Below are 12,573 nucleotides of genomic sequence, written 5' to 3'. Positions count from 1 at the left end.
CTGGAGGGAACATGCCGACGAAGCCGACGACCCCGACGGGGAAGACCGACCCGCGACTGCGGCGCGCCCATCTCGCCGTCGCCGCGGTGTTCGCCGTGCACGGCGCGGTGACCGGCAGCTTCGCCACCCGGGTGCCCTGGATCCAGGAGCACGCGGGGCTCAGCGCCGGACAGCTCGGCTTCGCGCTCGTCTTCGCGGCCCTCGGCGCCTCCGTCGCGATGCCGCTCGCCGCCCGCGTCGCCCACCACATGGGCATGCGCAACGCCCTGCGCCTCCTGCTGGGTCTGTGGTGCGCCTCGCTGGCGCTGCCCGCCCTCTCCTCCGGACTGGGCTGGCTGTGCGGGGCGATGCTCGTGTACGGGGCCTCGGCCGGCATGGCCGACGTCGTCATGAACGCCCAGGGCGTCGAGGTCGAGGAACGCCTCGGCCGCTCGATCATGTCCGGCCTGCACGGCATGTGGAGCGCCGGCACCCTGCTCGGCTCCCTCTTCGGCGTCCTCGCCGCCCACGCGGAACTCGACGCGCGCGTCCACCTCACCGCCGCGGCCGTCCTGCTCGTCGTGCTGGGCCAGGTGGTCTGCGGCGGAGTGCTCGACCTGCGGCCCGCCGCGTCGGAGGAGGCCCCCGCGCGCTTCGCCCTGCCGCCCCGCGCGGCCCTGGTCATCGGCGCCATCGGTTTCTGCGCCGTCTTCGCCGAGGGCGCCAGCATGGACTGGAGCGCGGTCTACCTCCGTGACATCGCCGGCGCCTCCCCCGGCGTCGCCGCCGCGTCCTACACCGCCTTCGCGTGCACCATGGCCGTGTCCCGCCTCCTCGGCGACCTCGTCGTCCGCCGTTTCGGGCCGGTCCGCACCGTACGCTTCGGCGGCCTGCTCGCCACGGTGGGCGGCGTCCTCGTCGCCACGGCGTCCACGCAGGTCACCACCATCGTGGGCTTCGCCCTCATCGGGGTGGGCATCGCCGTCGTCGTGCCGCTGTGCTTCGCCGCGGCCGGCCGCAGCGGGCCCAACCCGAGCCAGGCCATCGCGGGCGTCGCCACGGTCACCTACACCTCCGGCCTGGTCGCACCGGCCGCCATCGGCTCCATCGCGGAGGCCAGCTCCCTGCAGGTCTCCTTCGGCCTCGTCACCCTGCTCGCCGCCGGGCTCGCCGTGGGCGCGGGCGTGCTCCGGCGCGCGGGCACCGTCTCCGTGGAGGGCGACCGCAAACCCGTGGCGGCGACGACCCCGCAGGCCTAGCGTGCCGCTCATGCACATGCGGATCTTCCTGGAGACGGAACGGCTGCGGCTGCGGCACTTCACCGACACCGACGCGGACGCCGAACTGCTCGTCGCGCTCGACAGCGACCCCGAGGTCATGCGCTACCTGGGCAACGGCCGCCCCACGCCCTCGGACGTCATCCGGCACGAGGTCCTGCCCCGCTTCGCGCGCTCCCAGGTCTGGGCCGCGGAGGAGCTCTCCACCGGGCACTTCGTCGGCTGGTTCGCCCTCACCCCCCGCCCCGGCGGCCCCGCCGACGACCTCGAACTCGGGTACCGCCTGCGCCGCGCCGCCTGGGGTCGCGGCTACGCCACGGAGGGGTCCCGCGCGCTGGTCCGCAAGGCCTTCACCGACCTGGGCGCGGGGCGCGTCCACGCGGAGACGATGTTCGTCAACGGGCGGTCGCGGCGCGTGATGGAGAAGGCGGGGCTGTCGTTCGTCCGGGTCTTCCACGAGGAGTGGGACGAGGCGTTGCCGGGCGCCGAGCACGGCGAGGTCGAGTACGCGATCACGCGCACGGCGTGGGCCGACTAGGCGGCTGCACCGGGCTGCCCGGGTGTTTGTGTGCCGGTTGTTTGCGCCTGCGGGTGGCTGCACCGGGCTGCCCGGGTGTTTGTGTGCCGGTTGTTTGCGCCTGCGGCGGGCATCCCCCGCCCTCCCTCCCGATTGCCCGGCGCGGTCAGTGACCGCCTCGCTGCGTTCGTTGTGGGTCGGTGCCGCGCCGGCGCACGCCCCCAGCCTTCGGCCGGGGGACCCCCACCTCGGCGCTCGCGGCGCTGCCCCACATCATCCGGCACCGCGCCCACCGCTCGTCGCCTGCGGGGGCACCCCGCCACACCCCCTCCAGTCGTGTTGGCGACTAACGGCCGGACGGGGTCAGAAGGCGGTCCGGGGTCGCCGCAAGTGCCCTACTAACCCCCCACCGGCCGTCATGCGCCCCGACAACCGGAGGGGGTGTGGCGGGGTGCGCCCATGGGGGTCCCCCCGGCCGAAGGCTGGGGGAGACGAGCGGCGAACGCGGTGCCGAATGACGTAGGGCCAAACCGCGAGCGCTGAGGACGTGCGCTGGCGCGGCCCCGACCCAGGCACACGATGCGCAGACCCGCACTGACCGCGCCGGGCAATCGGGAGGGCGGCGGGGAAACCCCCAACAGCAACCACAACGCACCCGCACACACCAACTCACCGCACCGCAAGGTCCTGCAGGCCCACAACGCGAAGCAACCGCAACCGCTCGTAGGACTCGCTCCCCGGCCGCGCCGTGTACACGATCAACCGCTGATCATGCTCCGCACTGAGCAGCACCTCGCACTCCAGCTCCATCAGCCCCACCACCGGATGCTGGAACCGCTTCACATCCGCGCGCCGCACGGCGACCTCGTGCTCGTCCCACAGCCTCGAGAACTCGGCGCTGCGCCCCCGCAGTTCCGCGACCAGCGCGCCCGCGCGCGCGTCGTCGGGCCGGGCGGCCAGCACCGCGCGCAGGTGGGCGACGTGACGCCGGGCGTGCTCCTCCCGGTCCCCCGGAGGGAAGAGTTCGCGCGCCGCCGGGTCGAGGAAGAAGCGGCGGACGATGTTGCGCTCCCCCGGCGGCCGGGAGGCCGCGTCGCCGACGAGCGCCGCGGCCATCGCGTTCTGGGCGAGGACGTCCCCCGCGTCGCTGACGACCTGCGCCGGGGTGTCGTCGAGCCGGTCCAGCACCAGCAGCAGCCCGGGCCGTACGTGCCCCGTGGCGCCGACGTCGCCGACGTCGCGGGTGTCACGGGGCGGTTCCTCGCCGGCCAGGTGGAAGAGGTGGTCCCGTTCGTCCTCGGACAGGCGCAGCGCACGGGCGAGCGCGCCCAGGATCTGCCGGGACGGCCGGGGGCCCCGTGACTGCTCGAGCCGGGTGTAGTAGTCCGCGGACATCCCGGCGAGCTGGGCGACCTCCTCGCGGCGCAGCCCGGGGGTGCGCCGCCGGAGGCCGACCGCCAGGCCCACGTCGGAGGGGGCGAGGCGGGCGCGGCTGCGGCGCAGGAAGTCGGCGAGCTGCGCGCGGTCGATGTCCACGTTTCAAGCATCCCGCCGGGCCGGGACCTTATCCAGGGAGTGTCGGTCCCCGGATGCGGAGGTCTCTCCCGCGGCGCCGCAGGCCGCCGCAGCCTGGTCGCATGACGGCGACGAGAGGGGACCGAGGATGCTGACGCTGGTGACGGGGGCGACCGGTCGGGTCGGCAGCCGCTTCGTGCCGAGGCTGCTGCAGTGGTGCCGCCCGGGCGAGGAGGTGCGGGTGCTCGTGCGGGACGCGGAACGGGGCGAGGGGCTCGCCCGGCTGGGGGCGCGGATCGCGACCGGGGACCTGCGGGACCCGGAGGACCTGCGCAAGGCCCTGGCGGGCGTGGACACGGTCGTGCACCTGGCGGCGGTGTTCCGGGACGGCTCCGAGGAAGGCACCTGGGCGGTGAACCGCGATGCCACGCTGGCCCTGGCGCGGGCGGCCGCCGAGGCCGAGGCGACGCGTTTCGTGCAGGCGAGCACGAACCTGGTGTACGGCGAGGGCCGGGGCCGCCCCCTGGTGGAGGACGACCCGAGCGTGCCGGGCGGCCCGATGTGGGGCGCGTACCCCGCGTCGAAGGCGGAGGCCGAGCGGGGGCTGCTGGAGCTCCACCGCGAGCTGGGCCTGGACGTCCGCATCGGCCGGCTGGCCTTCGTGTACGGCGACGGCGATCCGCACCTGGCGCAGTCCCTGCGCTGGGCGGGCGGCTGGGCGGCGCACCAGCGGCTGCACATGGTGCACCACGCGGACGTGGCCCAGGGCCTGCTGCGGCTGCTGCGGGCCCCCGGCATCGGAGGCCGGGCGTACAACATCGCCGACGACGCGCCGGTGTCGGCGGTGGAACTGCACTGGGTGAACGGCGCCGAGGTCCCTGGCGGCATGGCGGAGCGTGCGTCGGACGATCCGTGGGACGGCGTGGTGTCGAACCTGCGCATCAGGGAGGAGCTGGGCTTCCGCCCGCAGTATCCGTCGGTGTGGACGGCCCGCGACGCGGGCGCGCTCTGACTCACCCGATCCGGGGACGCCACGGCCGCCGTACCGCGCACGCCGCCCGGCCTGCTGGGACGCTGTGCCCATGACGACGGCACGGCGGCCGGCCCCGGTGGGGGTGGGCCAGGTGGTGGCGCGCATGCGCGCGCTCGGCACGACGCTCCCGCCGGGGGACGGGGTGGCGGTGTTCAACCGTGTCTACCTGTCGGTCACGGAGGAAATGGACGGCCGGCTGGCGGCGGGCGGCTTCGGTGATCCCGTCGCCGCCGCCGTGCTGGCCGCCCGTTTCGCCGCCCGTTACCTGCGGGCGGTCGACGGCGCGACCGACCGCCGTGCCGTCCCGGCCTGCTGGCGGCCGCTGCTGCAGTTGCGCGGGCACCGAGGCGTCCGCCCGCTGCAGTTCGCGCTGGCCGGGATCAACGCGCACGTGGGTCACGACCTGGCGCTCGCGGTGGTGGACACCTGCTCCGCCCTGGGGTGCGAGCCGCCTTCCCTGGAACGGGACTTCGACCGCGTGGGCGATCTGCTGACGTCCGTGGAGGAACGCGTCAGGGAGGAGCTGATGCCCGGCCCCGATCTGCTGGACCTCGCCGACCCGCTGACCCATCTCGCCGGTTCCTGGAGCCTGGAACGCGCGCGGGACGCGGCGTGGGCCGCGTCCCGCGTGCTGTGGTCCCTGCGCGGACTGCCCGAGGTGTACGAGGAGTTCGCCGAGAAGCTCGACTCCGGGGTCGGGCTGGTGGGGCGCTTCCTGCTGACCCCGCTGGGCCGCTGAGGGGTGGCGTGTCAGTCCTCGTCGAGCATGACCGGCGCGATCTCGTCGTAGAGGTCGCCCGGGCCCGGGTTGGTCGGGTCCGTGGTGCCGCCGAACTGGTGCATCACGCCCCACACGGCGTTGAGCGCGGTCTGCACGGCGCCCTCGGCCCAGCCCGCGGTCCAGGAGATGTCGTCGCCTGCGAGGTAGATGCCGCGCTTGTCCTCGGGGAGGGTGTCCTGCATGAAGTGGGTGAACAGGCGCCGCTGGTAGCGGTAGTGACCGGGCAGGTTCGCCTTGAACGCGCCCATGAAGTAGGGCTCGTTCTCCCAGGACACGGTCACCGGGTTGCCGATGATGTGCCCCCGGATGTCGACCTTCGGGTAGATCTCGCCGAGCGACTTGAGCATGACCTCCATGCGCTCGGACGCGCTCAGCGGCAGCCACTTGAGGCTGTCGTCGCACCACGTGTACGACAGGCAGATCACGGCCGGCTCGTCGGGGCCGTTGTCCAGCAGGTAGGTGCCGCGGGTCATGCGGTCGGTGAGCGTCATGCTCATCACGTCGCGGCCCGTCTGCTCGTCCTTGTCCAGCCAGAACGGCCGGTCGACCGGGACGAAGAGCTTGCTGGACTCCATGTAGTGGGTGCGCTCGATCGCCGTCCAGTGGTCGATCGGGAAGAGCGAGTCGTCGCAGTCGATCTTGCTGAGCAGCATCCAGCTCTGCGCGGTGAAGATCGCCGCACGGTAGGTGCGGATGTCCCCGTCGGCGTCGGTGACGGTGATCCGGTTGCCGGCGGTGCGGTGCAGGCGGGTCACGGCCGGGCGGGGGTGGCCGCCGTGCAGGGACTTCAGCGAGGTACCCAGCGGCCAGTGGACGATCTTCTGCGGTTCGCGCTCCCACAGCCGCAGCGGCAGCTGCTGACTGCCGCCGACGATGCCGCGGTGGTGGTCGTCGGCCTCGGTGTAGACGACGCGCAGGATCTCCAGGATGGAGTTGGGGAAGTCGGTGTCCCAGCCGCCGGTGCCGAAGCCGACCTGGCCGAAGATCTCGCGGTGGCGGAAGGACTTGAACGCCTCGGAGTCGCAGAGGAACCCGTAGAAGGTCTGGTTGTCGAGCTTCTCGACCAGCTTCGCCCAGATCTCGCGGATGCGCGGGACGTCGCGCTCACGCATGGCGCGGTTCATGTCGGAGAAGTCCGCGCCCTCCTCCAGGCAGGCGTTCCAGGCGTGCGCGACGTCGCGGTAGACCTGGGGCAGGTCGTCGATGGTCTGCGCGTAGTGGGACTCGCCCTTGAGGTCGACGACGGTCGACGGGGTCTCGGGGGCCAGCGGGTTGGGGAACGGCGTGGTCTCCAGGCCCACCAGGTCGATGTAGTGCTGCAGGGCGGTGGAGGACGGCGGGAAGCGCATCGCGCCCATCTCCGCGGTCAGGTTCTCGTCGCAGCCCTCGAAGCCGACGGTGCGCAGCCGGCCGCCGATCCGGTCGGCCTCGTAGACGACGGGCCTCAGGCCCATCTTCATCAGCTCGTACGCGGCGACGATGCCTGACAGGCCGCCGCCGATGACCGCGACCTCCGCGCCGTGCCCGGTCGCCGGTATGGAGCCGAGGCCCGCGGCGCTCGCCAGGAAGTCGTCGTAGGCGAAAGGGAAGTCCGGGCCGAACATGGTGATCGGCGGGGCCGACCGCACCTCGGGGTGCTGCTCGTCGTGGACCGCGGTGGGCACCGTGGACGTCATGGCGTGGTTCTCCTGGCTGTGAAGCGGTGAAGCGGGGCGGTGGCGGGGGCGGGGATCAGCCCAGCGAGCGGTACAGCTCGGGGCGGCGGTCCTCGAGGTAGGGCGTCTCCTCGCGGACCGCGCGCAGGAGATCCGGGTCGGCGTCGGCGACGACCAGTTCCTCGGTGGCTCCGGCCCGGGCGCGTACGGCGCCGTCGGGTCCGGCGAGGCAGCTCTGCCCCGCGAAGTCGAAATCGCCCTCGGGGCCGCAGCGGTTGGCGTAGGCGACGTGCAGCTGGCTCTCGTACGCGCGGGCCGGCACCAGGGTCTGCGGGACGAACTCGAAGGGCCGCATCAGCGCGGTGGGCACGGCGAGCAGCTGGGTGCCGGCGAGGGCGTGGGCCCGCACGGTCTCCGGGAACTCGACGTCGTAGCAGATGAGGATGCCGATCCGGACGCCGTCGAGTTCGGCCTGGACGACGGCGTCGTCGCCGGGGGTGAACCAGGTGCGCTCGAAGTCGCCGAAGAGGTGGGTCTTGCGGTAGTTGGCGAGGCGTTCGCCGTCCGGGCCGATCAGCTGGGCGGAGTTGAAGACGCCGCAGCCGTCGCGCTCGGGGTAGCCGTAGACGATGCCCAGGCCGTGCTCGGCGGCGATCCGGCCGACCCGGGCGGCGGCGGGCCCGTCGGCCGCCTCGGCGAGGCCCGGGACCGCGTCGCCGAGGGCGTAGCCGGTCAGGTACATCTCGGGCGTGACGAGCAGGCGGGCTCCCGCGGCCGAGGCCCGGCGCGCGGCGGCGTCGAGCGCGGCCAGGCTGTCGTCCACGGAGGAGGGGACGCCGCTCGGGCCTTGGTACAGCGCGGTGCGCAGCGGCGCCATGAAGCCTCTTTCGCCTGGTGGGAAGCCTGTTCCGGGTCTGCCTCGACGGTACGATTCCGGGCGTCGTGGCGACAAGACGCGTCCGTTGCGCACCGACCGCCGATTCGTTGCGCGCCGGGGCCCGACAGCGGCGATTCGTTGCGCGGGGGCGGCCGGACCCGGCTCCCCGGCCCGGCCCGCCCTCGGTCACGGCTCCGGCTGGTCCGGCACTCCCGTGTAGCGGCGCAGCAGCGGCGACAGCACCAGGACGGACTTGGTGCGCTCCACGAAGGGCTCGCCGGCGATCCGCTCCAGGACGCGCTCGAAGTGGCGCACGTCGGCGGCGTAGATCTGGACGACGGCGTCCGCCTCGCCGGTGACGGTCGAGGCGGACGCCACCTCCGGGTAGCGCGACAGGCCGCGCCGGATGTCGTCGGGCGAGGTGTTGTGGCGGCAGTAGAGCTCGACGAACGCCTCGGTCTCCCAGCCCAGCGCGGAGGGCTCGACACGGACGGTGAAGCCCGTGATGGCGCCCTCCGCCAGCAGCCGGTCGACCCGGCGCTTGACGGCGGGGGCGGAGAGCCCGACGAGGGCGCCGATGTCGGCGAAGGAGCGGCGGGCGTCCTCGGCGAGGGCGTGGACGATGCGTTCGTCGAGTTCGTTCAGTCGCACTGGGGGTGGGTCACTTCTCTTCGCGAGCGAGCTGGGAACGGCGCGTGCCGTACGCACACCAGACTACGAGGCCGACCGCCGTCCACCCGGCGCAGCACTCCCGGGTGATCGCGTCGAGGCGGGAACGCGGGTGCCCCCGTCCGCGGAAGCGGACGGGGGCACCCGGGGCAGCGGTGCCGGCTACTGCCAGCTGGCGTGCAGCGGCTTGCCCTCGGCGTAGCCGGCGGCGCTCTGGATGCCGACGACGGCCTTCTCGGCGAACTCGGCGAGGTTGGCGGCCCCGGCGTAGGTGCAGGAGCTGCGGACGCCCGCGATGATCGAGTCGATGAGGTCCTCGACACCCGGGCGGCCCGGGTCGAGGAACATCCGCGAGGTGGAGATGCCCTCCTCGAACAGCCCCTTGCGGGCGCGGTCGTACGCGGACTCCTCGCTGGTGCGGTTGGCCACGGCGCGGGCGGAGGCCATGCCGAAGCTCTCCTTGTACGGCCGGCCGTCGGCGGTCTGCTGCAGGTCGCCGGGCGACTCGTAGGTGCCCGCGAACCAGGAGCCGATCATGACGTTGGACGCGCCGGCGGCGAGCGCCATCGCGACGTCGCGCGGGTGCCGGACGCCACCGTCGGCCCAGACGTGCTTGCCGTGCCGGGCGGCCTCGGCGGCGCACTCCATGACGGCGGAGAACTGGGGCCGGCCCACGCCGGTCATCATGCGGGTGGTGCACATGGCGCCCGGGCCCACGCCGACCTTGACGATGTCGGCACCGGCCTCGATCAGGTCGCGCACGCCCTCCGCGGAGACGACGTTGCCGGCCACGACCGGCACCTGCGGGTCCAGGGCGCGGACGGCCTTCACGGCCTGGATCATGCTCTCCTGGTGACCGTGGGCGGTGTCCACGACGAGCGTGTCCACCCCCGCGTCGAGCAGCTGCTTGGCCTTGCCCGCCACGTCGCCGTTGATGCCGACGGCGGCGGCGATGCGCAGCCGCCCGCCGGCGTCGGTGGCGGGGGTGTACAGGGTGGCGCGCAGCGCTGCCTTGCGGGTGAGGATGCCGGCCAGCCTGCCGTCGGCGTCCACCGCGGGGGCGAGCTTGCGGTTGGCCTCCTCCAGGCGGTTGAAGGCCTCGCGCGGGTCGATGTCCGCGGGCAGCAGCAGGAGGTCCTTGGACATCACCACGGAGACCTGGGTGAAGCGGTCCACGCCGGTGAGGTCGTGCTCGGTGACGATGCCGACCGGACGGCCGTCCTCGACGACGACCGCGGCGCCGTGCGCCCGCTTGGGCAGCAGCGCCAAGGCGTCGGCGACGGTGGCGTGCGGGCCGAGCACGATCGGGGTGTCGAGCACGAGGTGCCGCTGCTTCACCCAGGTGATCACCTCGGCGATCACCTCGATCGGGATGTCCTGGGGGATGACCACCAGACCTCCGCGCCGGGCGACGGTCTCGGCCATGCGGCGACCGGCGATGGCGGTCATGTTGGCGACCACGAGCGGGATGGTGGTACCGGTGCCGTCCGGGGCCGAGAGGTCGACCGCTTGGCGGGAACCCACCGCCGAGCGGCTGGGGACCATGAACACGTCGTCGTACGTCAGGTCGTACGGAGGCTTTGCATCATTGAGGAAACGCACGTACTTCATTTTTGCACGGACCGGGCCGGAACGAACACGGAGGAAACTCCGGCGCTCACGAAGGGTCGCTCGTAGGTTCCTCCAGGACGACGTCGAAGGGGAGCACGGCCCGGTCGTGGAAGGCGGCGGCGTCCGCGAGGACCCGGCGCGCGGTCCGCCACTCCCCCGGTTCGGCCGCCGCGAAGTCGGGCCAGCCGCGGACGACCAGGCGCAGCCCGCCCCGCGCGGGGTCCGGCAGGTCGGTGAGGCAGTCGTACAGGGCGTCCCAGTTGCGGCCGAACCAGCCGGGCAGCCGCAACTGCTCGGCGCAGCGGTCCATGAACGCGCTCTTGGTGGTGACCCCGTGCAGGTCCAGCACCGTCGTTGCCGTCATCTGCGGACCGCCCTGAAGCTCTGGTAGTGGTCGTCGGTGTAGTAGACCTCCCCGCCGGAGCCGGTCACGAAGCGCCGGGCGCCGCGGTCGCTCGCCCCCGGGGTCGGGACGGTGTACTCGTGGTAGTAGCCGCGTGGGTGCGCGGGCAGCAGGCCCTCGAAGTTGTTGAAGACGGTGCCGTCCTTCGCGTACGGGAAGGGGCCGCCCGCGTCGATCAGCAGGAGCGTCTCGCGGGCCTCCGGCGGCAGGCTCGTGACCGCCACCGTGGGCAGCGCCCCCACGGGTTCGGTGGCGGGCGGGGAGCAGCCGGTGAGCAGCAGCGCGAGGCAGCCCAGCAAGGCGGCGGCGATCACGGTGGCACGGCGGACGGGGCCGGTCGGCATGCCGCGATGCTGCCACAGCCCACGACGCCCGCCGCGCAGGGCACGCGCGCGGACGGTGGGCGGTGGGCGGTGGACTAGAACTCGCGGAGCGCCTCGGGGTCCACGCGGTCGAGGGCGGGCCGCGGCATGGGCGCGGTGGAGTCCAGCAGGTAGTCGGCGGCGGCGGTGTCCGTCACGATGCTGGTGACCAGGCCGGACCGGAGCACGGCGTCGACCGCGGCGGCCTTGCGCAGCCCGCCGGCGATGGCGAGCACCTCGGGGATGCGGCGCAGCCGGTCCGCCTCGATCGTGATGCAGCGCTCGCCCAGGTCACGGCCGACCAGCAGGCCCTCGGCGTCGAAGAGGTGCGAGGACATCTCCGCGGCGACGCCGAGGGAGGCGTAGTGCTCCCGCTCGGCGTCGGTCAGGGCGTCGTGGACGGTGGAGATGCCGGCCGCCCAGGAGCCGATCGACACCACGGCCACGGTGACCTTGTCGAAGTAGCTCATGGCGGCCGCGATGCCGCTCTGGGCGCGCAGCGCCGCCGCCGTCGCCGGGTCGGGCAGCACCATGGGGGCGTACATGGGGTGGGCCTCGCCGCCGGAGACGGCCGCGGCGGTGCGGACCGCCTCGACCGAGCCGCGGTCGGCGGTGCCGGCGTCGTACACGCCGGTGAGCTGGACGACGGTGCACGGCGGCAGCCGGTCGAGGGCGTTGGCCATGGTGATGATGGAGCGCCCCCAGGCGAGGCCGAGCACGTCGCCCTCGCTGACCAGCTCGCCGAGCAGCTGCGCGGCGACCGCGCCCAGGTTCTCCGGGTCGGGTCCGTCGGTCTCGTCGGCGGGCGACTCGACGACGACGGCGTGCCGCAGCCCGTAGCGGGCGCGCAGGGCGTCGGAGCGTTCGGCGTCGAGCTCGGCCGGGACCCTGATCTCGATGCGCACGAGGTCACGTTCGAGGGCCGTCTCCAGGACCCGCGCCACCTTGAAGCGGCTCACGCCGAACTCCTCGGCGATCTGGATCTTGGATTTTCCCTCCAGGTAGAAGCGGCGCGCCATCGCCGCCGCCTGGACCATCTCGCCGGGGCCCATGCGCACCCCTGTGCGGCCTGTGGTCACGTTCTCTCCCCAGTTGCCCATCTGATCGGCTCCGCGCTCATCCTCGCACGTACTACGGAGTACCGGAGCACGCTGCTCACGGAGTGGTCAGTGCGCGCAGGCGGCCGCCGCCTGCTTGCGCAGCCCCCGTACGGCCTCGGCCGGGTCCTCGGCTCCGTAGACGGCCGAACCGGCCACGAAGACGTCCGCTCCGGCCTCGGCGCAGCGCTCGATGGTGGCGGCCGAGACGCCCCCGTCGACCTGCAGCCACAGGTCCAGCCCGTGCTTGTCGATCAGCTTCCGGGCGCGCCGGATCTTGGGCAGCATGATGTCGAGGAAGGCCTGACCGCCGAAGCCCGGTTCCACGGTCATGATCAGCAGCATGTCGAGCTCGGGCAGCAGGTCCTCGTACGGCTCGACCGGCGTCGCCGGCCTGAGCGCCATCGAGGCCCGCGCGCCCTTGGCGCGGATCTCCCGGGCCAGGCGCACCGGCGCGGCGGCCGCCTCGACGTGGAAGGTGACGGAACCCGCGCCCGCCTCGACGTAGGCCGGGGCCCAGCGATCCGGATCGGCGATCATCAGATGGCAGTCGAGCGGGGTCTTGGTCGCCTTGTGGAGGGACTCCACGACCGGCACGCCGAGCGTCAGGTTGGGGACGAAGTGATTGTCCATCACGTCGACGTGGAGCCAGTCCGCGCCTTCGACGGCCCGCGCCTCGTCGGCGAGGCGCGCGAAGTCGGCGGAGAGAATACTGGGGTTGATCTGCACGGCCATGGTCCCAGTATGGCGGTGCCGGGCCCCTCCCCGCGCACCGGGCGGACGGCTGTGGAAAACCA

At 73.3% G+C, this 12,573-nt stretch carries 13 protein-coding genes; 4 read left to right on the top strand and 9 right to left on the bottom strand.

Annotated elements, in window-relative coordinates; genetic code table 11:
- The first annotated feature begins 11 nt into the window (after positions 1-11).
- The gene (locus OG937_34645) at positions 12-1,238 is read left to right on the top strand and encodes an MFS transporter (protein WUD76464.1); all 1,227 of its coding nucleotides are present in this window, start codon (positions 12-14) and stop codon (positions 1,236-1,238) included.
- Positions 1,239-1,254: 16 nt separating this feature from the next.
- A complete protein-coding gene (locus tag OG937_34640) occupies positions 1,255-1,794 on the top strand; it encodes a GNAT family N-acetyltransferase (protein ID WUD78984.1) in 540 nt (179 codons plus the stop codon).
- Positions 1,795-2,442: 648 nt separating this feature from the next.
- Here the strand turns inward: OG937_34640 and OG937_34635 are convergent.
- Positions 2,443-3,303 (bottom strand): helix-turn-helix transcriptional regulator, encoded by an 861-nt coding sequence (locus OG937_34635; protein WUD78983.1) that lies wholly within the window; start codon positions 3,301-3,303, stop codon positions 2,443-2,445.
- Positions 3,304-3,436: 133 nt separating this feature from the next.
- On the opposite strand from OG937_34635, the gene OG937_34630 reads away from it, so the two are divergent.
- Together OG937_34630 and OG937_34625 are read left to right on the top strand one after the other, a co-directional pair.
- Positions 3,437-4,300 carry an NAD(P)-dependent oxidoreductase gene (locus tag OG937_34630; GenBank protein ID WUD76463.1) on the top strand — a complete coding sequence of 288 codons (864 nt, stop codon included), beginning with the start codon at positions 3,437-3,439 and terminating at the stop codon, positions 4,298-4,300.
- 70 nt (positions 4,301-4,370) lie between these two features.
- Positions 4,371-5,060, top strand: coding sequence for a DUF5995 family protein (locus OG937_34625; protein ID WUD76462.1), 690 nt, complete (start codon positions 4,371-4,373; stop codon positions 5,058-5,060).
- Positions 5,061-5,071: 11 nt separating this feature from the next.
- Here OG937_34625 and OG937_34620 read toward each other — a convergent pair whose 3' ends face one another.
- From OG937_34620 to rpe, 8 genes are all read right to left on the bottom strand, one after another.
- Positions 5,072-6,778, bottom strand: coding sequence for an FAD-dependent oxidoreductase (locus tag OG937_34620; protein ID WUD76461.1), 1,707 nt, complete (start codon positions 6,776-6,778; stop codon positions 5,072-5,074).
- A gap of 55 nt (positions 6,779-6,833) precedes the next feature.
- Positions 6,834-7,634 (bottom strand): carbon-nitrogen hydrolase family protein, encoded by an 801-nt coding sequence (locus tag OG937_34615; GenBank protein WUD76460.1) that lies wholly within the window; start codon positions 7,632-7,634, stop codon positions 6,834-6,836.
- Positions 7,635-7,820: 186 nt separating this feature from the next.
- A complete protein-coding gene (locus OG937_34610; protein WUD76459.1) occupies positions 7,821-8,285 on the bottom strand; it encodes an Lrp/AsnC family transcriptional regulator in 465 nt (154 codons plus the stop codon).
- Between the two features lie 180 nt (positions 8,286-8,465).
- Positions 8,466-9,914: a GuaB1 family IMP dehydrogenase-related protein gene (locus OG937_34605; GenBank protein WUD76458.1), complete on the bottom strand. Its 1,449-nt coding sequence runs from the start codon at positions 9,912-9,914 to the stop codon at positions 8,466-8,468.
- A 46-nt stretch (positions 9,915-9,960) separates the two neighbouring features.
- Positions 9,961-10,278 carry a barstar family protein gene (locus tag OG937_34600; GenBank protein ID WUD76457.1) on the bottom strand — a complete coding sequence of 106 codons (318 nt, stop codon included), beginning with the start codon at positions 10,276-10,278 and terminating at the stop codon, positions 9,961-9,963.
- On the bottom strand, positions 10,275-10,661 hold the full coding sequence (locus tag OG937_34595; protein WUD76456.1) for a ribonuclease N1: 387 nt from the start codon (positions 10,659-10,661) through the stop codon (positions 10,275-10,277). The genes OG937_34600 and OG937_34595 overlap by 4 nt, the downstream gene beginning before the upstream one ends.
- Positions 10,662-10,735: 74 nt before the next feature.
- Positions 10,736-11,731, bottom strand: a complete 996-nt coding sequence (locus tag OG937_34590; GenBank protein ID WUD78982.1) for a sugar-binding domain-containing protein — start codon at positions 11,729-11,731, stop codon at positions 10,736-10,738.
- A gap of 114 nt (positions 11,732-11,845) precedes the next feature.
- Complete coding sequence (gene rpe / locus OG937_34585) at positions 11,846-12,511, bottom strand: ribulose-phosphate 3-epimerase (GenBank protein WUD76455.1); 666 nt, start codon at positions 12,509-12,511, stop codon at positions 11,846-11,848.
- Positions 12,512-12,573: the final 62 nt, after the last annotated feature.

The organism is Streptomyces sp. NBC_00510, assembly GCA_036013505.1.
Lineage (GTDB): Bacteria > Actinomycetota > Actinomycetes > Streptomycetales > Streptomycetaceae > Actinacidiphila.
This window is presented reverse-complemented; position numbering and strand designations above follow the sequence as displayed.